Origin of the sequence: Streptomyces sp. VRA16 Mangrove soil (genome assembly GCF_017377775.1) — a bacterium.
Lineage (GTDB): Bacteria > Actinomycetota > Actinomycetes > Streptomycetales > Streptomycetaceae > Streptomyces.
Genome location: NZ_JAFVLN010000004.1, coordinates 67,547 through 91,019 on the forward strand (window position 1 = coordinate 67,547; position 23,473 = coordinate 91,019).

Here is a 23,473-nt window from a genome sequence, read left to right on the forward strand (position 1 = left end):
GATGAATCGCAGGGAAAACGCAGGAGTGGAGCGGTGATGCAGGAATCCGGTGCGGCGACGCTCGACGACCTGGATCAGGCCCTGGTGCACGCGCTGCAGATCGCGCCGCGGGCCGGATGGGCCCGGATCGGCGCGGCGATCGGAGTGGATCCGGTGACGGCGGCCCGCCGCTGGACGCGGCTGACCCGGGCCGGGGCCGCGTGGATCGGCTGTCATCCGGGGCCGCCGGCCGCCGAGTCGGGTCAGGGGTGTCTGGCGTTCGTCGAGGTCGACTGCGCGAACGGGCGGCTGACGGAGGTCGCCCGCGCCCTGGCGGCGGAGCCGCACGTGATCACCGTCGAGCACGTCAGCGGCGGCCGCGATCTGCTGCTCACGGTGCTCGCGCCCCATCTCGCGGCGCTCACCCGCTGGGTGACGCACCGACTCGGGGCGCTCGACGGCATCGTCACCACCCGCACCCATCTGGCGAGCACGGTGTACACGGAGGGCAGCCGCTGGCGGCTGCGCGCGCTGAGCAGCGAGCAGATCGCCCGGCTCGCGGACGCGGCGCCCCGGGTGGAGGCCGCCGCCTTTCCGCTCACGGAGCTGGACCACGCGCTGTTCGCCGAGCTGTCGGTCGACGGCCGGGCGAGCCACCGATTGCTCGCGGAGCGGTGCGGGACCAGCCCCGACACCGTGCGCCGCCGGGTCAACCGCCTGCTCTCCTCCGGCATGGCCCAGATGCGCTGCGAGGTGGCGCGCCCCCTGTCGGAGTGGCCGGTCTCGCTGATCCTGTGGGGGCGGGCCGCGCCCGACGCGCTGCGGTCGGTGGCCGAGCAGGTCACGGGCGCGCGTGAGGTGCGGCTCTGCGCGGGGGTGATCGGCCGCCACAACCTCAAGGTGATCGCCTGGGTCCGCTCGCTCGACGACGCGCAGCGCTTCGAGGTCCGGCTCGCCGAGCGGGTGCCCGCGCTCACCGTCGTCGACCGGGCGGTGGCGCTGTGGCCGATGAAGCTGAACGGGCATCTGCTGGACGAGCGCGGGTACCGCACCGGTGCGGTACCGATCGACATCAGGGCCGTGGCGCCCGCCGGCTGAGCAACCCGCTCGGACGTCCTTCGGGACCGGCGGGTTCAGTACACCGGCTGCCCCTTGCCCAGGGCGATCACGCCGCCCTTGGAGACGGTGTACAGCTCCGTGTCCCGGGTCGGGTTGACGCCGATGGTGGCGCCCGCCGGGACCTCCACGTTCTTGTCGAGGACGGCGCCGCGCACCACGGCGCCGCGCCCGACACGGACGTTGTGGTGCAGCACCGAACCCTGCACGACCGCGCCGTCCTCGACGGCCACACCGGGCGAGAGGACGGAGCGGGTGACCTGGCCGCGGATGACGCAGCCGGGGCTGACGATCGACTCGCTCGCGATGCCCGCGGCGCAGAACCTGGCGGGCGGCAGCTGGCCGGAGTGCGTGTAGATCGGCCAGCGCCGGTTGTCCAGGTTGAAGGCGGGCCGGTCGGAGATCAGGTCCATGTGCGCGTCGTAGTACGTGTCGAGGGTGCCGACGTCCCGCCAGTAGCCGTGGTCGCGCTCCGTCTCGCCCGGCACGTGGTTGCCGTCGAAGTCGTAGACCTGGGCGACGCCGCGCTCGGTGAGCAGCGGCAGGATCGAACCGCCCATGTCGTGCGCCGAGTCGTCGTCCTCGGCGTCCTCCTTGAGGGCGTCGACGAGGGTCTTGGTGGTGAAGAGGTAGTTGCCCATGGAGGCGAAGACCTGGTTCGGGGAGCCGGGCAGCGGCGGCGGGTCGGTGGGCTTCTCCAGGAACGCCTCGACGCGTGTGCCGTCGCGGGCCGGCGTGATGATCCCGAACGCGGACGCCTCCGCGCGCGGCACGCGGATGCCCGCCACCGTCACGCCCGCGCCCGACTCGATGTGCTGGGCCAGCATCTGGCGCGGGTCCATGCGGTAGACGTGGTCGGCGCCGAACACCGCGATGAAGTCGGGCTGTTCGTCGTGGACCAGGTTGAGGGACTGGAGGATGGCGTCGGCGCTGCCCAAGTACCAGCGGGGGCCGAGGCGTTGCTGCGCCGGGACCGGGGTGACGTAGTTGCCGAGCAGGCTCGACATCCGCCAGGTCGTCGTCACGTGCCGGTCGAGCGAGTGCGACTTGTACTGCGTCAAGACGCAGATGCGCAGGATGTCGGCGTTGACGAGGTTGGAGAGCACGAAGTCGACGAGACGGTAGGTGCCGCCGAACGTCACCGCAGGTTTCGCCCGGTCCGCGGTGAGCGGCATCAGCCGTTTGCCTTCTCCTCCCGCCAGTACGATCCCGAGCACCGAAGGTCCACCGCGCATGCCAACCCCCTGTGTTTTAGGAGCCCTTGAGGATCTCCTGGTACACGTCCACCGTGCGCCGGGCCACCGCGGCCCAGTCGAACTCCGCCGCCGCCCGCTCGCGTCCGGCCGCGCCCATGCTCCGGGCCGTCGCGGGGTCGGCCACCACCGTGTTCAGGGCTTCGGCGAGGCCCGCCTCGAAGCCTTCCGGGTCCTGCTCGGCGTACGGGACGAGCAGACCGGTCTCACCGTGCGCCACCACCTCGGGGATGCCGCCGACCGCGGAGGCGACGACCGCGGTGCCGCACGCCATCGCCTCCAGGTTGACGATGCCGAGCGGCTCGTACACCGACGGGCAGACGAACACCGCGGCGTGGCCGAGCAGTTGGACGACCTCGGAGCGCGGCAGCATCGACGGGATCCAGCACACCCCGTCCCGTGTCCGCTTCAGCTCCTCCACCAGCTCGCGGAACTCCCGCCCGATCTCGGGGGTGTCCGGCGCCCCCGCGCACAGCACCAGCTGCGCGTCCTTGGTCAACTGCCGTGCCGCGCGCAGCAGATGGGGTACGCCCTTCTGGCGGGTGATGCGGCCGACGAACAGGACGTAGGGGCGGGACGGGTCGACGCCGTAGCGGCGCAGCACGTCGGTGCCGGGCTCGGCGTGGTAGAGCGAGACGTCGATGCCGTTGTGCACGACGCGGACCTTCTTCGGCTCCAGGGCCGGGTAGCAGGCGAGGATGTCGTCGCGCATCGCGCGGGACACGGCGATCACACCGTCCGCGGCCTCGACCGCGGTGCGCTCGGCCCACGCCGAGAGCGCGTAGCCACCGCCGAGCTGCTCGGCCTTCCAGGGGCGCAGCGGTTCCAGGGAGTGGGCGGTCAGCACGTGCGGGATGCCGAGGTGGAGCGCCGCGAGGTGGCCCGCGAGGTTCGTGTACCAGGTGTGGGAGTGGACGAGGTCGCGGCCTTCGAGCGCGGCGGCCATGGAGAGGTCCACGGAGAGCGTGCGCAGGGCGTCGTTCGCCCCGTCGAGGGCCGGCCAGGCGCGGTGCCTGCGCACTCCGTCGCCCGCGCCCTCGCCCCAGGTGTGGACCTCCAGGTCGACGAGGGGGCGCAGCTCCCGCGCCAGGAACTCGACGTGCACCCCCGCACCGCCGTATACATCCGGGGGGTACTCCCGGCTGAGCAGTCCCACTCGCACGCGCGGCCCCCGTCGTCGGTCGGCAACACTGCTGAAGGTCACACTCGCACTGTCGTTCCCGTGCTTCTTGTTCGCGAGCTGCGTCTCATGGTCACCCATGAACGGTCCGCGCGGAAGAGTGCCGACACGGTCAGTAGTCCCACGGGCACCCACCCTGGGGATGACTCAGGAGGCGACGTACTCCATCGGCAGTAGGACCCAATGACTGCTCTGGTCGGACGACAGAAAACGCGCGCGCGAGAGATCGTGGAGGTATGACAACCGACCGCTCGCCGCGCCGTCCCGCCAGGAGCGCCTCATGAGTGCCCTCGCGCTGTCCGTGCTGCTCTCCCTCGTCTCCGCGGTGGCCTACGCGGGCGGGGCGATCGTGCAGGAGCGGGTGGCCGAGACCTCCCCCGCGGCGGCCTACGCGCCGCTGCGGCGGCCCGCCTGGTGGGGCGCCGGCTGCCTGAACGGCCTGGGCGCGCTGCTGCACGTCGTCGCGCTCGCCCTCGGCCCGCTCAGCCTGGTGCAGCCGCTGGGCGCGCTCACCATCGTGCTCGCGCTGCCGATGTCGGCGCTGCTGGTGGGCCGCAGGGCCGGGTCCACGGCCTGGCGCGGGGCGATCATGGCGACCGCCGGGCTCGCGGGTCTGCTGGCGCTGACCGGCGCCTCCTCCGAGCAGTCCCTGGACGGCACGGAGCGGCTGCTCGTCGGGCTGATCACGGTCGGTGGCGTGCTCGTGCTGATGACGTCGGCGCGAGCCGCGCACCGGCACCCGGCGGTCCGTGCGGTGCTGCTGGCCGTCGCGGCGGGCGGGGCGTTCGGCATGGCCTCGGTGTTCACGAAGTCCGTGGCCGTGGACTGGTCCGGCGAGCCGCTGGAGCAGCTGACGACGCTGCTCGCGATCGCGGGGCTCGCCGTCACCGGCATGCTCCTGTCGCAGGCCTCCTACCGGGGCGCGGGCCTGGCCGCGCCGCTGGCCACGGCCACGGTCGTGAACCCGGTGGTCGCCGCGGCCGTCGGCATCACCCTGTTCGGCGAGACGTTCCGGCACGGCACGATCGGCACGGTCCTGGCGCTCGGCTGCGGCGTCGTGGCGGCCGGCGGCCTGATCCTGCTCACCACCGAGCGGATCGGCCGGGAGCACGCCACGCAGGCGGCCGCGGTGGTCGCGCAGGGCGCGGCGCAGGCCCCGGCCGGGCCGCAGGACGCGGCCGGGGACGACAGCCCGGAGGTGCCGGACAGCCCGGCCGCCCTCGACGGTCTGCCGCGCCAGCCGAAGACCCAGCGCGACGGTCACCGCACGGGATCCGGCTCGGACCCCGGTTCCGGCTCCTACGGGGGCTGTGCGGACTACGAGGACATCAGATCCTGACCCCGTGGGCCCGCAGATACGCGAGCGGGTCCACGTCACTGCCGAAGCCGGGCCCGGTCCGCACCTCGAAGTGCAGATGCGGGCCCGTGCTGTTGCCCGTGGACCCGGAGCGGGCGATGCGCTGCCCGGCCACCACCCGCTGCCCGCCCTTCACGGTCAGCGCCGACAGATGTCCGTACTGGGTGTACTTGCCGTCGGCGTGCCGGATCACGACCTCGTAGCCGTACGAGCCGCCCCAGCCCGCCGAGACGACCGTGCCCGCCTCGACGGCCTTCACGGAGGTTCCGGTGGGCACCTCGAAGTCGACGCCCGTGTGGTAGCCCTGCGACCAGGAGGAACCGGTCGCATGGTACGGGGTGCCGATGGAGGCCGCGACCGGGGCGACGACGGCGCCGGAGGTCGATCTCGGCGCCTCGGCCTTCTTCGGCTCGGTCTTCTTCGGCTCGGACTTCTTCGGCTCGGACTTCTTCGGTTCGGATGCCGTGCGCCTGGCCGTGGCGGCGCCCGGCAGCGTCAGCCGCTGGCCCGGGACGATCAGATCGGGGTCGCCCCCGACGACGTCACGGTTGGCGGCGTACAGGCGGGCCCAGCCGCCGCTCACCTTCCGGGCGTCGGCGATACCGGAGAGGGTGTCGCCGCCGACCACGGTGTACATCTCCGGGCGGCCCTTGCTCGCCGTCGACTGCGGGATCGTCTCCGGCTTGACGTCCGTGACCGTACGGACGGGGGCGGCCGGGGTGCGGGTCAGGCCCGCCCGCTGCGAGCAGACCGGCCAGGCACCAGGTCCCTGGCCCGCGAGGACCTTCTCGGCGACGGCGATCTGCTGGTCCTTCGTCGCGAGGTCGGCGCGCGGGGCGTAGGCCCTGCCGCCGTACGCGGCCCAGGTGGAGGACGTGAACTGGAGTCCGCCGTAGTAGCCGTTGCCGGTGTTGATGCTCCAGTTGTCGCTGGACTCGCAGGCCGCGACCTTGTTCCAGCTGCCGACGTCCGCGGCCTGCGCGGTGCCCGCGCCGATCAGCGGGATCGCCATGCCCGCGCCGCCCACGGTCACCGTGAGCGAAGCCCGGTTGACCCGGCTCGGCTGGTACCGGCGGTGCCGTCCCCGTAACGCCATCAACGCCCCCTCAGCTCCCCGGGATGCCCCCAGGCACGCGTAGGAGCGGCAAATTAGCCGCTCCTACGCACAGGTGACAAGGGTGCCGTGAGCCACCTTGGCCACTTTTCGCCCTTCGGGTGGCTAGTCCCTCAAATACCCGGGGATCCACTGCAGTTGGACGGCCTGCTGGACCGCACCGCCGCCCTCGTGGTCGTTGAAGGCGTACACCTCCATCGAACGCTCGCTGCCCGCCCAGTGGTTGTACGCGGCGAACACGGTCGACGGCGGGCAGGTCAGGTCCTCGAGAGCGGCCGAGAACAGACCGGGCGCGCCGGCGCGGGCCGCGAAGTTCATGCCGTCGAAGTAGGACAGCGTGCGGAAGACGCGCTCGTCCTCGCCGATGTGCGTCTTGAGGTAGAGGGCGATCTCCCGGTACGGGTGGCGCTCGGTCAGGGTGGCCGCGCGCCCGAAGTGGCACAGGAACGGCACGTCGGGCGCCGCCGCCTTCAGGTCGGGGACCAGGCCCGCGACGGCGATGGTGATGCCGCCGCCCTGGCTGCCGCCGGTCACGGCCACGCGCGAGGCGTCCACGAGCGGGTGCGAGCGGGCCGCCTCCACCGCGCGCACGGCGTCGGTGTAGACGCGACGGTAGAAGTAGTCGTGCGGGTCCTGGATGCCCTGGGTCATGAAGCCCGAGACCGCGGGAGCGCTGCCGACCGGGTCGGGGGTGTGGCCGACGGAGCCGCCGCTGCCCTGGCCGCGGGTGTCCATCACGAAGTGCGCGAACCCGGCGGCGGCCCACTGCAGATGGGTGTGCGGCAGGCCGCGGCCGCCGTTGTAGCCGATGTACTGGACGACGGCGGGTATCGGCTCCGCGGTGTTCGCGGGCAGGATCAGCCAGCCCTTCACGGGATGCCCGCCGAAGCCGGCGAACGTAACGTCGAAGACGTCCACCGCGGTGTAGGGGACCTCGACGGGCTCGAAGCGCGCGTCGAGGTCGTGTTCCCTCGCCTCGGCCAGCGTCTTCTCCCAGAAGGCGTCGAAGTCGTCCGGGGCGGTCAGTGACGGCTTGAAAGCACGCAGTTCGTCGAGCGACAGGTCGAAATGAGGCACGCACGGCTCCAGATTCGTAGAGAGTCCTCGGGGGGACGGACGTAAACCTAACTCCTCACCCCTGCCCAACTGAACAAGATCTTTCATTTTCCCAATCCAGGAGCGACAGGCATGAGCACTACAGCCCAGATCGGTGTCACGGGCCTCGCGGTGATGGGCCGCAACCTCGCCCGGAACTTCGCCCGGAACGGATACACGGTCGCCCTCCACAACCGCACCGCGTCCCGTACGCACGCGCTGGTGAAGGAGTTCGGCGAGGAGGGCATCTTCGTCCCGACCGAGACGGCCGAGGAGTTCGTGGCCGCCCTGGAACGCCCGCGGCGGCTCGTCATCATGGTGAAGGCCGGCGAGGCGACGGACGCCGTGATCCAGGAGTTCGCCCCGCTCCTCGAACCCGGCGACATGATCATCGACGGCGGCAACGCGCACTTCGCGGACACCCGCCGCCGCGAGAAGGACCTGCGCGAGCAGGGCATCCACTTCGTCGGCACCGGGATCTCCGGCGGCGAGGAGGGCGCGCTGCACGGGCCGAGCATCATGCCCGGCGGCAGCGTCGAGTCGTACGCCTCGCTGGGTCCGATGCTGGAGCGGATCTCGGCCAAGGCGGGCAACTGCGAACCGTGCGTCACCCACGTCGGCCCGGACGGCGCGGGGCACTTCGTGAAGATGGTGCACAACGGCATCGAGTACGCGGACATGCAACTCATCGGCGAGGCCTACCAGTTGCTGCGTGACGTCGCCGGGTGCTCCCCCGAGCGGATCGCCGAGATCTTCCGCACCTGGAACGAGGGGCGCCTCGACTCCTACCTGATCGACATCACGGCGGACGTGCTGGCGCACACCGACGCGGCCACGGACCGGCCGTTCGTCGACATCGTCCAGGACCAGGCCGAGCAGAAGGGCACCGGCCGCTGGACGGTGCAGATCGCGCTCGACCTGGGCGTGCCGGTGTCCGGCATCGCGGAGGCGGTGTTCGCGCGCTCGCTGTCCGGGCACGCCGAACTGCGGGACGCGTCGCGGCACTTGGCGGGCCCGAAGCCGGACGCGCTGAGCGAACCGGAGGCCGCGGCCTTCGCCGACAAGGTCGAACAGGCGCTGTACGCCTCGAAGATCGTCTCCTACACGCAGGGCTTCCACGAGATCGCCGCGGGCAGCGAGACGTACGACTGGGACATCGACCTGGGCGCGGTGGCCCGCATCTGGCGCGGCGGCTGCATCATCCGGGCCGCCTTCCTGGACCGGATCACGGCGGCGTACGAGGCCGAGCCGGGCCTCGTCAGCCTGCTCTCCGACAAGGGGTTCGCCGACGAGATCGCGGCGGCGCAGGACGACTGGCGGGCCGTCCTGGTCGCCGCGACCACGCAGGGGGTGCCCACGCCGGGCTTCGCCGCGGCGCTCGCGTACTACGACGCGCTGCGCGCCGAGCGCCTGCCGGCCGCGCTCACGCAGGGCCAGCGGGACTTCTTCGGCGCGCACACGTACCGGCGCACCGACCGGGAGGGCTCGTTCCACACGCTGTGGGGCGGTGACCGCTCCGAGGTCGAGGCGTAGTCACCGCTAGACCGGCGACGGCTCGGGCTCCGGTGGTGTCGGGTCGGGGTCCGGGGTCGGTCCGGGCGGGACCGGGGACGGCGAGGGTTCCGGCACGGGCCGGGGCTTCGGCGTCGGGAACGGATCCGGGAGCGGCCCCGGGTCCGGCCGGTCGGGTCCCGGGCCCGGACTCGGCCCGGGGCCGGGCACGGGTCCCGGCGGGACGGGGTCGGGGAACGGGTGGGTCATGGCGGTGCCTCCAACGGTTCGGAGGGGGTACGCCGGACGCGCCACTGGGCGGCCGGTGCACTTCCACTGTCTCCCGGGGCGCGTGCCCACGCCCGCCGGGTCCACGCGTCCTTTCAGCCGTCCGTACGTACGAGTCGCACGACTGGAATGTCCCGGCTTGTCTTCTTCTGGTACTCCGCGTAGCGCGGGAACAGCTCGACGAGGGAGTCCCAGACCCGGGCCTTCTCCTCGGCCGGCAGGGTCTCGGCGCGCGCCGTGAACCGCTCGGTGCCGACCCGCAGCCGTACGTCCGGGTTGGCCTGCAGGTTCACGTACCACAGGGGGTGCTTGTCGGAGCCGCCGTACGAGGCCACGATCAGCAGGTCGTCGCCGTCGCGCCCGTAGATGAGCACGGTGCGACGCCACTGCCCCGACTTGCGGCCCTGGTAGTCGAGGAGCAGGCAGGGCACGCCCTGGATGGTGGTGCCCTTGGTCCCGCCGGACTCCTCGTACGTACGGGCCTGGTCGGCGACCCACCCGGTGGGGCTGATGACGACGTCGGTCATGACGGCTCCTCGTCCCTCGACTGCGCTGCGGTCAGCTCCTCAGGCTAGACGGACATCACCCGCGCGCACTCCGCGGCCGCGGCGGCGAGTCCCGGGCCGGGGCTGGAGAGGACGGGGACGGTGGTGCGGGTGCGGTCGGCGGCGTCGGTCAGGGACGCCTGGGCGAGGACGACCGCGTCGGCATCGGTGACGGTGTCGAGGACGGCAGCGACCTGGTCGAGGTAGGTCTCGCGCTCCCCGGCGAGGAACAGCTCCCAGACGTCCTCCACCAGCAGGGTGCGCACCTCGACGGGGCGGCCCGCGCGGGCCGCCTCCTCCTCCACCAGGGCTACGGTCGGGCCGAGCGTGCTGTGGGTGGTGGCGACCACGACGACGCGCGGCCCCTCGGCGACGGCGAGCGCGGCCATCGGCCGGTCGACGCGGAGCACCGGCACTCCGGCCTCGGCGGCCAGGGCCTGGGCGACGGCGCCGATGCTGGAGCAGGTGCACAGCACGACGGCGGCGCCGTCGTCGGCCGCCGCCTTCAGGAGCGTACGGATGTCGCCGGTGACGGAGTCGGGCCCGTGCTCCCTGGCCCGCTCCAGCAGTTCCTCGCGGACGATGTGGCGCAGGGCGAGGCCGGGGTGAGCGGCGTCGCGCAGGGCGTCGAAGACGGGGACGTGGACGGGCGAGGTGTGCAGGAGCGCCAGATGCATGTCCGGCACCCTACTCACCCGCCGTTCACCGGTTTCCGCAGGTCACCACTTGTTCGGATCGGCCTCCACGGCGGCCTTCGCGGCGGCGAGCAGCTCATCGGGGACGGCCGGGGCCTCGCCGGGGTGACGGGCTGCCCACTTCACGACGAACGGGCACAGCGGCGCCACCACGATCGACTCCCGGGCGGCGATCGCGTACAGCTCACGGGCGAGCGAGCCGCCGATGCCCTTCCCCTCGTGCGCGGGCTCCACGATGGTGTGCACCGGCACGAGGGCACGCTGCGGCTCGTCGAGGACGAAGTACTGGATGTATCCGGCGACTTCGCCGTCGGCACCGCCCACGCGGGCCCTCAGCAGGCCCGCGTCGCGGTCGTCGTGGATCTCGATGTCGCTCATGGTCACTCCCGGGTGTGCGGGTGACCGGCCTCAGCGTGCGGCGGGCACCGCCTGAGGGCTGCGCCGCTGGTCGCCGCCGGGGACCGGCTCGGACGGATCCGCGCCGAGCGCCACGATCCTGTTGTCCCGGTCCACGTGCACGACCTTGGGCCGCAGCATTCGCGCCTCGGCGTCGTCGACCTGAGCGTAACTGATGATGATCACCAGGTCGCCGGGGTGGACGAGATGGGCCGCCGCCCCGTTGATCCCGATCACGCCGGACCCCCGCTCCCCTTCGATGACGTACGTCTCGAGCCGGGCCCCGTTGTCGATGTCGACGATGTGCACGAGCTCGCCGGGCAGCAGGTCAGCGGCGTCGAGAAGATCGGCGTCGATGGTGACCGAGCCGACGTAGTGCAGGTCGGCCTGGGTGACGGTGGCACGGTGAATCTTGGACTTGAACATGGTGCGCAACATCGCGGTACTCCTACAGGTAGGCTCCCTGCCTGCGTTTTTGCAGGTCAAGTGCTTCTCGTCCACGGTACAACCAGTCCCGGGTCCGGGCAGCTTCCCCCAGGTTTTTGCAGCACTCATGCTGACGGAACGCCGACTTTCCTGATGAGGCGTCAGCTTTCGGGTCGCCCCCTTGGTGGAAGCCAGCACCGGCCACTCCGAGTACCTCGGTCACGCGACCAGACCACAGGTGGAACGGCCCGGCGGAACGTAGCACCCATTCCCCGGCTACCGAAACCGGGGATTCTCGCGACCATGGTCCTGGTCCCGAGTTGACACTGTGGCGGTGGCATCCGGAGACCTCGGATGCCTACCCCACGCGACGCACCAGGAGCATCTGCATTGAAGCCGTCGAACACATCGGACATTCCGGCGGCGGCCGACCCCGACTCCCCCGTCCCGGAACACGTCACCGACGAGGCGGTCGCCGTCGTGTTCGGGCGGCGAAGCGGCGGATGAGTGCTCGGGTGGCGGGCGCGCTGGGCAGTACTCGTGCTGAAAGGCCCGTTCTGCTGCGGTCGAGACAGGCACGGTGCTCGGCGCGTCGCCGGGGGTCCCCGTTCCACCGCCCGCCCCGCACACCCGTAGAAGTCGAGGGGCCCGGTCACCTGACGGCGACACGGGCCCCTGGGCTGCCTGCGTGGCTCGTTCCCGAACTACGCTCCGGAATCGGGGGAGTTCGGGAGGGACTTGTTGCACACGTACCACCAGTCGGCGGCCCAGTCCTGCATGGCTGTGCCCGTGGCCCTTCCACTGCCCGCAGCAGCCACAACGGCGAGCAGTGCGCCGGCACCCGCGCCAGCGATGCTCTTCATCAGCAATGCTCCCTCTCGAAGGTCTCCTCGAACATGGGCCGGAGTGCATGCGGCCGCACGCGTCGGAACGCAGCGGCTCGTGCGCCGGATGCGTCAAAGACGCTCGCACTTCGCGCCGTTGGGGTACCGGTACCAGCGCCATTCCACGACGTTGCGGGTGTTGGGGCCGTAGATCCCGTCGGCCGTCTGTCCGGTCGCGCTCTGCAGCGACCGCACGGCGGCCTCGGTCTTGGCGCCGTAGATTCCGTCGGTGCCCCCGGTGTCCATCCCATAGCAGATGGTCAGGGCGAACTGCAGTTCCTCGACCCCGTCGCCGGTGGAGCCCCGGCTCATGACACAAGAGGTCGACCCCCAACTGGTCGTGGGGACATGGGTCCCGTAGTCGCCCCGGACGACGCCCGTGGACGTGGAACAGTAGCCATCGGCCGCCGCCGCGGTGGGGGCTGTGACCAGGACGCCTCCCACGACTGCGGCAAGGGTGGCCAGGGCCGCCAAGGTACGTTTCACGTAAGTGTTCTCCCAGGTGCAGAGGAACGGCAGGAGCGGAGAACGGGGCTGCCGGGGCGACGGCCGGCGTGAGCCATCAGCCCCGGAGCCCCCTCTGCGCTCCGACGACACCGACAACCTAGAGCGGCAACGATCACCGCACTGAACGATCCGTGCGCAGATCGTAGACATTCAGCGCACGGTACCCGCTCGGACTGAGCCCGTACACCTCACGGAAGGAACGACTGGAGAGCACCGGGCCGCTGAAACGCCGGGCAATTCGACGGCACCCACGGCCTGAGCGGCGCCGCTCGCTTCGCTCCTCCCAGGAGCCCCGCAAGGCTGGCCCGCTCTCTGGCCCGCTCTTCCTTGCCGGCGATGCCCGGGGCGTGCGCCCCGGCGGTGATGGTGACGGCAATGTCGAGCGCACACCCTCCCGGTGTGTGTCGAGCGAGACGACGCGCGCGAGTTGCTGCGCCGAGTCGTCCATAGCCATGGGGCGCAAGAACTCGACGCCCGCGTCCCCCGTCTGCTCGACGCCGTGCTGGACGAGGTCGACCGGCACGCCGACATCGCGTGACCCCCGCAGGTCAGGAACGCAGCCACAGGGGGATCCTGCTCCGTGACGACGAAGCTCGACGTCCCGCTCGCGGGAACGTGTTAGAAAGCCGGGATGCGATCTCAGCGCACTCTGCTTCCCCGTTCGGCGCCGGTCGCCTCGGGGATATCGTCGCGTTCGATCCTCACCCTGCTGGACAGGCTCGAAGCGCGATCAGGCGAAAGCCACTCCCTTATGGTCGTCCACGGCGGTCACGTGGTGGCCGAAGGCTGGTGGGCGCCGTACTCGGCCGACCGACCGCACCTTCTCTACTCCCTGACCAAGTCGTTCACATCTGTTGCCGTGGGGCTCGCGATCGGGGACGGGCTGCTCTCGCTGGACGACCGTGTGGTGGACGTGCTGCCCGACCGCGTTCCGGCCCACATCTCGGAGCAGGGGCGCCGCATCACCGTTCATCACTTGCTGTCCATGACGTGCGGGCACCCCACCGACAGCCTCGCCGAGGCGTGGCAGCGGGAACCCGACGACTTGGTGAAGGGCTTCTTGAGCCTGCCGTTCGACACGGCCCAGGGAACACGCCACGTCTACGACAACTCGACCACCCACATTCTGGCCCGGATGGTGGAACGGGTCACGGGCCGCGGTCTTGCGGAGTTCCTCGACGCGCGCCTGTTCGCGCCAATGGGCATCGACCACGCCGAGTGGGATCGGGTGGCCAACGGCGACGTCTTCGGGTTCCACGGACTGCACCTGACGACCGAGGCCGTCGCCGCCTTCGGTGAACTGCTGCGGCGCGGAGGCACGTGGGGCGAGCGACAACTCGTCCCGCGCAGTTGGGTGGAGCTGGCGACCAGTCGGCACATCGACAGTGAGTGGATTCTGGACGGGGTGGATCAGGCGGACTTCTCCTACGGTTACGGCTACCAGTTCTGGATGTCGCGTCACGGCTACCACGGCCATGGCTCCTATGGGCAGCAGTGCGTGGTGGTCCCGTCCCACGACCTCGTCGTCGCCGTGACCGCCCAGGGAGAGGCCCAGGATGTGCTCGACGCGGTGTGGGAGTGCCTGCTGCCCGGCGTCGGTCAGGCGGGAAGCGCCCAGGACGACGCGATCCTCGCCGACCGGCTGCAGCACCTGTCGCTGCACCCGGTGCCGGGTTCGGCCGCGCCGGGGCGTGGGGTCAGCGCGAAACTCGACGCCTCGGCGGAGGGGTCGGCCCTGCCCGACGGAACGACGGTCACCGTCGATCCCACCGACGGTGGATGGCTCGTACGATTCGAGTCGCTCTTCGATGTCGAGGTCGGCCACTGCGACTGGCGGGAGAGTGCCCCGCTCGGCAGACCTGTTGTGGCAGCCGGTGCCTGGCAGGGCAGCACCTACGTCGCCGACCTCTACGTCATCACCACCCCGCACCGTGTTCGGCTGACCGTCGACGCCGACACGGCAACCGCGACGGCTACCTGGAGCACCCCGCCCCTGACCGGCCCCAGCCTGGAACTGCACGTTCGGTCACCGCTGATGACACGACCTGACGTTGCCTGACAGGACTCGGGTGCGGATCCTCTCTGAGGTGAAGGTCGGACGCGAGCGATGAGGCGGTCGTCCTCCCGGTTGGCCAAGCCACTCGTCGACAGCGGGCTGCTCGTGGGGGTGGACGGCAAGGGCGACTCCGACTCCGGGACGGTACGCAGGACCCGGCCGCTCGACATAAACCCCACCGCCCGCCACTTCATCGGCGCCAAGGTGACGGGCGCCGACGTCCACGCCGTCCTGACCACCATGCGCGCCGAAGTGACGGCCTCCAGCCGCAGGCCGCTGACCGGCCGGGACCCCGCCTCCGTCGTGGCGACCCTCCGCGAGTTGGCTGACGAGCTCAGCCCCGATCACGTACAGGTCAGCGGATGGGGGTGAGCCTCGGCGGGCGGGTCGTCGACCGTACGACGGTGACCGATGCGCCGTTTCTGGGGTGGACCACGGCCGTGCCCCTCGGCCGCCTCCTCCAGGACACGTTCGCCGGCTCGGTCACGGTCGACAACGACCTGCTGGCGCTCACCCGGGCGGAGCACTGGTTCGGCGGCGCCTCCGTGGGGCTGTGCCGTCCGGTGACCTATGACGAGTGCCTCGACCTGGCGGCCGAGGGCGAACCGGTGGCCGCGGCCGTGGTCACCCGGTCCGGTCGAGCACTCGGCCGCCTGTTGGCCGCGGTCGCCAACTTCACATGGGTGCCGAAGATCGTTGTCACCGGTGAGGGCGTACGTCTGGCGGAAGTCGCCCGCACAGCCGTGGACGAGGGTCTCCGGGCAGACCGCACACCTCGGGCCGCCCCTCTCGACGTGGACATCCGTCACAGCGACTTCGCCCACTGGGCCCGCGGCGCGGCGGCCACCGTCATCCAGAGCCACGTCCTGGGCCGCTGACTCCCCCAACGCCCCGCGCGGGCGCGGGTGTGGTCAGATTCCAGATTTTTTCGAAGCGCTTCGATTAGGGCCAAGCCCGAACCGGAGCGCCCTTTCTGGTGCCCCTGAAATGCATTCATGGCCAGAACTTTCCCGTTCCCGGTCCGCCCCCAGGACGCGATCCGAATCCGCCGACAAGCGCGGCCCCGGCCGACAGGCGACTGCCCGATCGGCCCCGTTCGTGGCCCGCGGCCTTCACCTCCACCACCTCGGTGTCCTCGGATGTCAAGAAATCGAAGCGCTTCACGGAACAGTGAAGCTAACCGAGTCACTCCTGCTCGACAAGGAGAAATGCACGCCAACACCCAAAGAAAATCCTTCTGTTCGAACCATTGACAGTCAACGCGGGGAATGTCAGCGTCGATGCGCTTCGACACGTACACCACCCCTGCTCGACTCCCGCCTGCCGAGGGATCCCTCACGTGACTTCCGCGTCCCCAGCCGCAGCCACACCCGCCTTCCGCGATCCGGCGCTGTCGCTGCACGACCGCGTCGACGACCTGCTGGAACGGCTCACGCTCGACGAGCGGCTCGCCATGCTGCACCAGTACGTACCGGCTGTCCCCCGCCTGGGCATCGTCGCGTTCCGCACCGGGACGGAGGCTTTGCACGGTGTCGCCGGCCTGGGGAAGGCAACGGTCTTCCCCCAGGCCGTGGGGCTGGGGGCCACCTGGGACGAATCGCTGGTGCGCACCGTGGCAGAGGCCGTTTCGACAGAGCTGCGCGCGTTGCACCGGCACCGGACCGCCCCGGCCGGGTCCGGCCCCAACGGGCTCCAGGTCTGGTCACCCGTGGTGAACCTGCTGCGCGATCCGCGGTGGGGCCGCAACGAGGAGGGGTACTCGGAGGACTCGCTGCACACCGCGCGGACCGCCACGGCGTACTGTCGGGGGCTGGCCGGCGATCACCCCGTCTACCTGCGGACCGCTCCCGTGCTCAAGCACTTCCTGGCCAACAACAACGAGCAGGACCGCAGCACCACTTCCTCCGGCCTTCGCCCCCGCGTGCTGCACGAGTACGACCTGGCCGCCTTCCGCCCGGCCATCGCCTCCGGTGCGGCCACCGGCGCCATGGCCGCATACAACCTGGTCAACGGCCGTCCCTGCCACGTCAGTCCGCTGATCGAACGGGAGCTGCGGGCCTGGGCCCGGCCCACCGGCCACGAACTGTTCGTCGTCAGCGACGAGGGCGCGCCGACCAACCTCGTCACACCGGAGCACTACTTCGAAAGCCACGCGGAAGGCCACGCCGCCGCTCTGAAAGCGGGCATCGACAACTTCACCGACCTCCGTGAGGACAGCGCGACCGTGGTCGGCCGACTGCGCGAGGCGCTGGAGCGCGGCCTCATCGACGAGGAGGACGTGAACCGCGCGGTCCGCCGCCAGTTGCAACTCCGATTCCGCCTGGGCGAGTTCGACCCGGACCTGGACCCGTACGCGGGGATCGGGCCCGAGGTGGTCGACTGTCCCGAGCACCGCGCCCTCGCCCGGCGTGCGGCGGTCGAGTCGGTCGTGCTGCTCAAGAACGACGGCCTGCTGCCGCTCGACCCGGCCCGCTCCCGGCGGATCGCGGTCATCGGCCCGCACGCGGACACCCTGTACGAGGACTGGTACAGCGGCGCCCTGCCGTACCAGGTCGGCATCGCCACCGGTCTGCGGGCAGCGCTCGCGCCCTTGGGCGGCGAGGTGGTGTGCGTGCCGGGCGCCGACCGGATCGCGCTGCGTTCCCGTACGACGGGCGAGCCCCTGGGCAAGGGCGCCTTCGACGTTCAGGAGTGGGGCGACGGCGTTCTCACTCTGTGCGAAGCCGGTACCGGCCGCTACCTCGGCCGTGCCGACGACGGCTCACTCGTCGCCGAACGGACCGTGGTCAAGAACTGGTTCGTCGACGAGACGTTCCGTCTGGAGCCCGTACCCGACGACGAGGGCGACGCGGGCGACACTGTCGCGCTCCGGCACGTCCGCACCGGCTGCTACGCCGCCGTCGATCCTGCCGACGGCAGTGTGCGCGTCACCTCCGACGACGTCATGGCGGCCGAACGCTGGCAGCGGGAGCTGTTGCACGACGGGACGGCGGCGGCCCGGGCCGCCGCCGCGTCGGCCGACGCGGCCATCGTGGTCCTCGGCAACCACCCCATGATCAACGGCCGGGAGACCGAGGACCGTTCGGACATCGCCCTGCCCGAGACCCAGGAGGCGTTGCTGCGCACGGTCGCCGCGGTCCGCCCCGAGACCGCGCTCGTCGTCATGAGCAGCTACCCCTACGCCGTCGACTGGGCCGACGCGCATCTCCCGGCGGTGCTGTGGACCTCCCACGGCGGCCAGGAGACCGGCCATGCGCTGGCCTCCGTACTGCTCGGCACGTCCGATCCCGCCGGACGGCTGCCGCAGACCTGGTACCGCGGCGACGACGAACTGCCGCACCCGCTCGACTACGACGTCATCAAGGCCGGCTGGACCTACCAGTACCACCACGCCACGCCGCTCTACCCGTTCGGGCACGGCCTCTCGTACGCCGATACCACCTATCGTGACCTGCGGCTCTCCGCGGACACCATGGCCCAGGACGGCACCGTGGACGTCTCGGTGACGGTGACCTGCTCCGGATCCCGCCCCGGCAGCGAGGTCGTCCAGCTCTACGTCCGTGCCCCTCACGCCCGCTACCAGGCGCCCCGGCTGCGCCTCGCGGACTTCCAGAAGGTCCGGCTCGAACCGGGGGAGACGAGGCGGCTCGACTTCCGGCTCCCGGCCGAACGGTTCGCCCACTGGGACGTGGTGACCGGAACCTTCACCGTCGACCCCGGTGACTACGACGTACTGGCGGCACGCTCCGCAGGGAACATCGTGGACACCGCGCGCCTCCGGGTGACCGGGCCACCGCCTGTCCCCCGGACGGTCGTCCACCGCCGCACCCGTGCCTGCGACTTCGACGACCACACGGGCGCCGTCCTGGTCGACGCCACCCGGGCCGCGGGCGATGCGGTGACCTCCGCCGATCCGTCCCGCCCCACGACACTGGTGTTCCGGTCGACCGATCTGGCCGGTGCGGACCGCTTCGAGGCCGAGGTCGCCGGCGAGGGGGAGGCCGGGGGCGGGGCGAGCGTGGAAGTGCGGGCGGGCGAGCGGAGTCTGGGCCGGATCGCGGTGCCGGTCACCGGCGACCGGCACGCGTGGACCACGGTCACGGCCGAGTTGTCCGGCGTCGAACCCGGCCCGCACGACCTGGCCCTGATCCTGCGCGGCTCCTTCCGACTGGCCGCGTTCCGCTTCCACTCGTCGTCGGAGAACAGCTGAGTTCACCTCGCCCACCAGCTCAAAGCAACCTCTGCGGCGTCTGTGGCCACTAGGAGCCGGACCCGTTCACAGCAGTGCCCGGGTCCGTCGACTTCCAGTGAACGGCAAGCGAGGAGAACACCCCCCATGAACACCCAAGCGAAGAGCACCGCGCACGGCGGGCGCCGCGGACGTCACCGTCGCCGTTGGACCGCCACCGGCCTGTTGCTCGGCGCGCCCGCCGCCGTCGTTCCGTACCTGTTGTTCGCTCAGGACGACTCGCAGGCCGCGACGGTCGACACCGGCACCGCCTACCGTTTGGTCTCGCTGCGCAGTGGCAAGGCCCTCGACGTCGACGGCTCCACCGCCGCCGGCACGCAGGTCCGGCAGCGGGCCGCACGGAACACGGCCGGCCAGCAGTGGAGGCTGCGGGCCGTCGGGGACGGCTACTACGAGCTGGTCAACCGCGCGAGCCTCAAAGTCCTTGGCACAGCGCGGAGTTCGACCGCCAAGGGGGCCGCCGCGGAGCAGCAGACCAACAGCTCCTCCCCCGCCCAGGAGTGGAAGATCAAGAAGGTGGGCGACTCCGGCGCCGTCACCTTCACCTCCCGCAGAAGCGGCCAGGTCCTGGCCGTCTCCAAGGGTTCCACGGCCGACGGGGCGGCGGCCGTCCAGTCCCCTGGCGACAGCAGTGGCACCAGCGGACAGTGGAAGCTGGTGAAGGTGGCTCGGACGGCGACCACGACGGCTGCCGCAGGACCGTACGCGTGGCGCAACGCCCAGGTGGTGGGCGGCGGTTACGTCACCGGGCTGGTGTTCAACCCGCGCGAGCAGGGCCTGTTGTACGCCCGCACCGACATGGGCGGCGCGTACCGCTGGGACGCCGGCGCCGAGCAGTGGATCCCGCTGACCGACTGGATCGGTGAGAAGGACTGGAACCTGCTGGGCATCGACGCGCTGGCCACCGATCCGGTCGACCCCGACCGGCTCTACCTCTCGGCGGGCACCTACACCAACGACTGGGCGGGCAACGGCGCGATCCTGCGCTCCACCGACCGGGGCCGCACCTTCCGGCGCACCGACCTGCCCTTCAAGGTGGGCGGCAACGAGGACGGCCGCGGCGCGGGCGAACGCCTCGTGGTCGACCCGTCGAACCACGCGCATCTGCTGCTCGGCTCCCGCAAGAACGGGCTGTGGCGGTCCACCGACTACGGCGCGACCTGGCACCAGGTCTCCTCCTTCCCCGTCAAGGACGGGGCGGGCAGCGGCTCCGGCATCTCCTTCGTGACGTACGGGCCCGCCGGCCGTGACACCGTGTACGTCGGCGTCGCCGACAAGTCCGCCCCGCTGTACCGATCCACCGACGGCGGCAGCACCTGGCAGGCCGTCGCGGGTCAGCCCACCGGCCAACTGCCGCAGCACGGCGTCGTGTCCGGCGACGGGTCGCTGTACCTGACCTACACCGACAACCCGGGGCCCAACGGCGTGACCGGGGGCTCGGTGTGGAAGTACACGCCGACCGGCGGCAAGTGGAAGGACGTGTCCCCCTCCCAGGGCTCGTACGGGTTCTCCGGCCTGGCCGTCGATCCGCGCAAGCCGTCCACGGTCATGGTGACGACGCTGGACCGCTGGTACCCCGAGGACGCGATCTACCGCTCCACCGACGGCGGCTCGACCTGGAAGTCCCTCGGGGACACCGCCGTGCGCGACGCCTCCGGCGCCCCCTACGTCGGCGCGCACACCGGTCACTGGATGACCGCCCTGTCCATCGACCCCTTCGACTCGGGGCACGTGCTGTACGGCACCGGCAACGGCATCTGGCGCAGCAAGGACGCCGACGCCGGCACCAGCCACTGGACCGTGGGGGCCAAGGGGCTCGAGGAGACGTCGCTCCTCGACGCCGCCGCTCCGCCCGGCGGCGCGGCCGTCCTGACCGCCATGGGGGACCAGGGCGGCTTCCGGCACGACGACCTGACCAAGGTGCCGTCCGGGCGGATGAAGGACCCGCTGATGAGCAACAGCACCGACATCGACTACGCCGAGTCCGAGCCGGAGGTGATGGCCCGCGTCGGTACGGGCGGCGACCAGGACGGTGCCTACTCCACCGACGGCGGCGCCAGTTGGCACGGCTTCGCGGCGGAACCGGTGGCCAGTGCGCACAGCGGTCGCATCGCGGTCGCCGCGGACGGCTCCACCCTGGTGTGGACCGAGGCCGGGCAGAAGCCGCACCGCTCGACCGACAAGGGGGCGCACTGGATCGCGGTCCAGGGGCTCGGGGCCGACGCCGAAGTCGTCGCCGACCGCTCCTCGGCCCGCACGTTCTACTCCCTGTCCGGCGGCACCCTGTACGCCAGCACCGACGGCGGCGCGAGCTTCACCGCCCGCGCCACCGCCCTGCCTGCCGACGGCCGCCTCAAGGCCGTCCCGGGCCGGGCCGGGGACCTGTGGATCACGGGCGGCGGCAAGGGGCTGCTGCACTCCACCGACGGCGGCGGCACCTTCACCACGCTGACCACGGCGTCGTCCGCCTCCGCCGTCGGTTTCGGCAAGGCCGCGCCGGGCGCCTCCTACCAGGCCCTCTACCTGATCGGCACGGTCAAGGACGTCACCGGCGTCTTCCGCTCCACCGACAAGGGCGCCACCTGGGTCCGCGTCAACGACGACGCGCACCAGTGGGGCGCCATCGGCAGCACCGGCGTCATCACCGGTGACCCCGACACCTTCGGCCGCGTCTACATCGGCACCAACGGACGCGGCCTCCAGTACGGCGACCCCTCCTGATCCCGGGGCCGGGGCCGGGGCCGTCGCCATGACGACCCCGGCCCCGGCCGAGAGATCCCGCAGGCGTGGGTCCCGTCCAAGATCCCGTCCAAGACGAAGAACGAAGGAGACACCCCGTGTCCTACCGCATCCGCGCAGGCGGCTTGGAGCTCCTCACCGCCGCGGAGGTGCTCCGCGTCGAGCCCTGGGGGCCGAACGCCGTCCGCGTACGCGCCTCGGCCGGGACCCTGGACCCCACCGCCCCCGGAGCCCTGGAAAGTCCGGCGCCCGCCGCTCCTGTCACGCTGTCCGCATCGGAGGACGGCTCGGCGCGCCTGGTCAACGGCCGTCTGGCCGTGGAAGCCTCGCGGGACGGCCGGCTGACGTTCCGGCATGCCGCCTCGGGCCGTCTCCTCCTCGCCGAGCGCGACCCGCGCTCCCATCACGCCGGCCCCCGCGTCCTCGCGGCGGGCGGCCGTGCACAGCAGTCCTTCGACGCCTACGACGGTGAACGGCTGCACGGCCTCGGTCAGCATCTGCACGGACGCCTCGACCAGAAGGGCTGTGTGGTCGATCTCGTCCAGAGCAACACCGTGGCGGCCGTACCCTTCCTGCACTCCTCGCGGGGCTACGGACTGCTGTGGAACAACCCCGCCACGGGCCGGGTCGAGCTGGGCGCGGACGCCACCCGGTGGACCGCGGACGCCGGCGGACGCATCGACTACTGGATCACCGCGGGCGACACCCCGGCCCAGATCCTCGACGCCTACACCGAGGCCACCGGTCGGCCGCCCCTGCTGCCGGAGTGGGCGTCGGGCTTCTGGCAGTCGAAGCTGCGCTACCGCATGCAGGACGAACTCCTCACCGTGGCACGGCAGTACAAGGATCGCGGCCTGCCGCTGTCCGTCATCGTCTGTGACTTCTTCCACTGGCAGCGCATGGGCGACTGGCGCTTCGAGCCCGCCGAATGGCCCGACCCCCAGGCCATGACGCGGGAGTTGGCACGGCTCGGGGTGCGGCTCGCCGTCTCGGTCTGGCCGACGGTCGAGCCCGGCAGCGACACGTACGACGAACTGCGTGCCGCCGGACACCTCGTCGAGGATGCCGACAGCGGTCTGCTCACCCTGCCGTGGCCCTCGCGCCACGGCGGCGACGCGACGACTCGACCGATGGCCTACTACGACGCCACGCACCCCGGCGCCCGCGCGGCTCTGTGGCAGCGCCTGAACACCAACTACTACTCTGCGGGCGTCAGTTGCTTCTGGCTGGACGCCTGCGAACCCGATCTGCCCCCGGCCGTCGCCGAGCGCGCGGTGTACGCGGCCGGGCCGGCCGCGGCCGTCGCCAACCTCTACCCGCTGGAGCACGCGCGCGCGGTGGCCGACGGTCTGCGCGCGGCGGGCGAGGACCGCCCCCTGTCGTTGATCCGCTCGGCGTGGGCGGGCAGCCAGCGGCACGGTGCCCTGCTGTGGTCCGGCGACATCCCCACCACGTTCGACTCCCTCGCCCGCCAGATCAGGGCCGGCCTGAACGTCGCGATGAGCGGTATCCCCTGGTGGAACACCGACATCGGCGGCTTCGCCGGCGGCGACCCGGACGACCCCGACTACCGTGAACTGCTCGTCCGCTGGTTCCAGTACGGCACGTTCAGTCCGGTCATGCGACTGCACGGGGACCGGGAGCCCAACTACCCCGCCTTCTCCACGGACATGACCGGTGGGCCGAACGAGGTCTGGTCGTACGGCGACGAGGCGTACGGGATCCTGCGGGAGCATCTGCTGCTGCGCGAACGTCTACGCCCGTACCTGCACCGCCTCTCCGACGACGCGCACCGTACGGGCGCCCCACCGATGCGCCCGCTGTTCTTCGACTTCCCCGAGGACCCGGATGCCTGGGACGTGGACGACCAGTTCCTGCTGGGCCCCGATGTGCTGGTGGCGCCCGTGTACGAGGCGGGCGCCCGGACCCGCCGGGTGTATCTGCCGTCCGGGACCGACTGGCTCGACCCCGCCACCAAAGCCGTACGGACGGGCGGAACGACGCTCGACGCCGAAGCCCCCCTGGAACGCATCCCGGTCTTCGTACGGGAGGGGTCCGAGGCGGCGTCGCTGCTCTCCTGACGCACGGCCCGCACCGACCTGC

20 protein-coding genes are annotated in these 23,473 nt (G+C 71.5%); 10 read left to right on the forward strand and 10 right to left on the reverse strand.

From position 1 onward, the window contains the following. Nucleotides 1-36: 36 nt before the first annotated feature. Nucleotides 37-1,077: an Lrp/AsnC family transcriptional regulator gene (locus tag J3486_RS12610; RefSeq protein WP_207820360.1), complete on the forward strand. Its 1,041-nt coding sequence runs from the start codon at nucleotides 37-39 to the stop codon at nucleotides 1,075-1,077. Between the two features lie 35 nt (nucleotides 1,078-1,112). Here the strand turns inward: J3486_RS12610 and glgC are convergent, their stop codons facing one another. Together glgC and glgA are read right to left on the reverse strand one after the other, a co-directional pair. Further along, nucleotides 1,113-2,330 carry a glucose-1-phosphate adenylyltransferase gene (gene glgC / locus J3486_RS12615; protein WP_207820361.1) on the reverse strand — a complete coding sequence of 406 codons (1,218 nt, stop codon included), beginning with the start codon at nucleotides 2,328-2,330 and terminating at the stop codon, nucleotides 1,113-1,115. Between the two features lie 16 nt (nucleotides 2,331-2,346). Then, nucleotides 2,347-3,504: a glycogen synthase gene (glgA, locus tag J3486_RS12620; RefSeq protein ID WP_207820769.1), complete on the reverse strand. Its 1,158-nt coding sequence runs from the start codon at nucleotides 3,502-3,504 to the stop codon at nucleotides 2,347-2,349. 304 nt (nucleotides 3,505-3,808) lie between these two features. On the opposite strand from glgA, the gene J3486_RS12625 reads away from it, so the two are divergent. Next, nucleotides 3,809-4,867, forward strand: a complete 1,059-nt coding sequence (locus J3486_RS12625) for a DMT family transporter (RefSeq protein WP_229377960.1) — start codon at nucleotides 3,809-3,811, stop codon at nucleotides 4,865-4,867. Here the strand turns inward: J3486_RS12625 and J3486_RS12630 are convergent. Next, nucleotides 4,857-5,981, reverse strand: coding sequence for a transglycosylase family protein (locus tag J3486_RS12630; RefSeq protein WP_207820362.1), 1,125 nt, complete (start codon nucleotides 5,979-5,981; stop codon nucleotides 4,857-4,859). The two genes, J3486_RS12625 and J3486_RS12630, sit on opposite strands and share 11 nt — an antisense overlap. Nucleotides 5,982-6,104: 123 nt before the next feature. Beyond that, nucleotides 6,105-7,076 (reverse strand): acetylxylan esterase, encoded by a 972-nt coding sequence (locus tag J3486_RS12635; RefSeq protein ID WP_207820363.1) that lies wholly within the window; start codon nucleotides 7,074-7,076, stop codon nucleotides 6,105-6,107. Nucleotides 7,077-7,187: 111 nt separating this feature from the next. On the opposite strand from J3486_RS12635, the gene gndA reads away from it, so the two are divergent. Continuing rightward, nucleotides 7,188-8,627: an NADP-dependent phosphogluconate dehydrogenase gene (gene gndA, locus J3486_RS12640; protein ID WP_207820364.1), complete on the forward strand. Its 1,440-nt coding sequence runs from the start codon at nucleotides 7,188-7,190 to the stop codon at nucleotides 8,625-8,627. A gap of 341 nt (nucleotides 8,628-8,968) precedes the next feature. On the opposite strand, the gene J3486_RS12645 is transcribed toward gndA, so the two are convergent. The 6 genes from J3486_RS12645 to J3486_RS43995 form a co-directional block, all read right to left on the reverse strand. After that, on the reverse strand, nucleotides 8,969-9,400 hold the full coding sequence (locus J3486_RS12645; protein WP_207820365.1) for a nitroreductase family deazaflavin-dependent oxidoreductase: 432 nt from the start codon (nucleotides 9,398-9,400) through the stop codon (nucleotides 8,969-8,971). Between the two features lie 44 nt (nucleotides 9,401-9,444). Then, complete coding sequence (locus J3486_RS12650) at nucleotides 9,445-10,095, reverse strand: aspartate/glutamate racemase family protein (protein ID WP_207820366.1); 651 nt, start codon at nucleotides 10,093-10,095, stop codon at nucleotides 9,445-9,447. A gap of 42 nt (nucleotides 10,096-10,137) precedes the next feature. After that, nucleotides 10,138-10,491 carry a GNAT family N-acetyltransferase gene (locus J3486_RS12655; protein WP_207820367.1) on the reverse strand — a complete coding sequence of 118 codons (354 nt, stop codon included), beginning with the start codon at nucleotides 10,489-10,491 and terminating at the stop codon, nucleotides 10,138-10,140. Nucleotides 10,492-10,521: 30 nt separating this feature from the next. Continuing rightward, complete coding sequence (panD, locus tag J3486_RS12660) at nucleotides 10,522-10,947, reverse strand: aspartate 1-decarboxylase (protein WP_207820368.1); 426 nt, start codon at nucleotides 10,945-10,947, stop codon at nucleotides 10,522-10,524. Nucleotides 10,948-11,639: 692 nt separating this feature from the next. After that, a complete protein-coding gene (locus J3486_RS12665) occupies nucleotides 11,640-11,798 on the reverse strand; it encodes a hypothetical protein (RefSeq protein WP_207820369.1) in 159 nt (52 codons plus the stop codon). Between the two features lie 93 nt (nucleotides 11,799-11,891). Next, complete coding sequence (locus J3486_RS43995) at nucleotides 11,892-12,131, reverse strand: peptidoglycan-binding protein (RefSeq protein ID WP_229377961.1); 240 nt, start codon at nucleotides 12,129-12,131, stop codon at nucleotides 11,892-11,894. Nucleotides 12,132-12,723: 592 nt separating this feature from the next. Between J3486_RS43995 and J3486_RS12675 the strand changes: the two genes are divergently transcribed. The 7 genes from J3486_RS12675 (at nucleotide 12,724) to J3486_RS12705 (ending at nucleotide 23,451) form a co-directional block, all read left to right on the forward strand. Beyond that, nucleotides 12,724-12,864 carry a hypothetical protein gene (locus J3486_RS12675; protein WP_207820371.1) on the forward strand — a complete coding sequence of 47 codons (141 nt, stop codon included), beginning with the start codon at nucleotides 12,724-12,726 and terminating at the stop codon, nucleotides 12,862-12,864. Between the two features lie 213 nt (nucleotides 12,865-13,077). Beyond that, nucleotides 13,078-14,385, forward strand: coding sequence for a serine hydrolase domain-containing protein (locus J3486_RS12680; protein WP_374194718.1), 1,308 nt, complete (start codon nucleotides 13,078-13,080; stop codon nucleotides 14,383-14,385). Between the two features lie 48 nt (nucleotides 14,386-14,433). Then, complete coding sequence (locus tag J3486_RS12685) at nucleotides 14,434-14,754, forward strand: hypothetical protein (protein WP_207820373.1); 321 nt, start codon at nucleotides 14,434-14,436, stop codon at nucleotides 14,752-14,754. Continuing rightward, the gene (locus tag J3486_RS12690; protein ID WP_207820374.1) at nucleotides 14,745-15,260 is read left to right on the forward strand and encodes an ROK family protein; all 516 of its coding nucleotides are present in this window, start codon (nucleotides 14,745-14,747) and stop codon (nucleotides 15,258-15,260) included. Before J3486_RS12685 ends, J3486_RS12690 begins: the two co-directional genes overlap by 10 nt. A 461-nt stretch (nucleotides 15,261-15,721) precedes the next feature. Next, nucleotides 15,722-18,592, forward strand: a complete 2,871-nt coding sequence (locus J3486_RS12695; RefSeq protein WP_307804788.1) for a glycoside hydrolase family 3 C-terminal domain-containing protein — start codon at nucleotides 15,722-15,724, stop codon at nucleotides 18,590-18,592. Between the two features lie 126 nt (nucleotides 18,593-18,718). Continuing rightward, nucleotides 18,719-21,352, forward strand: coding sequence for an RICIN domain-containing protein (locus tag J3486_RS12700; RefSeq protein ID WP_207820375.1), 2,634 nt, complete (start codon nucleotides 18,719-18,721; stop codon nucleotides 21,350-21,352). 116 nt (nucleotides 21,353-21,468) lie between these two features. After that, a complete protein-coding gene (locus J3486_RS12705; protein WP_207820376.1) occupies nucleotides 21,469-23,451 on the forward strand; it encodes a glycoside hydrolase family 31 protein in 1,983 nt (660 codons plus the stop codon). The last annotated feature ends 22 nt before the right edge of the window (nucleotides 23,452-23,473 follow it).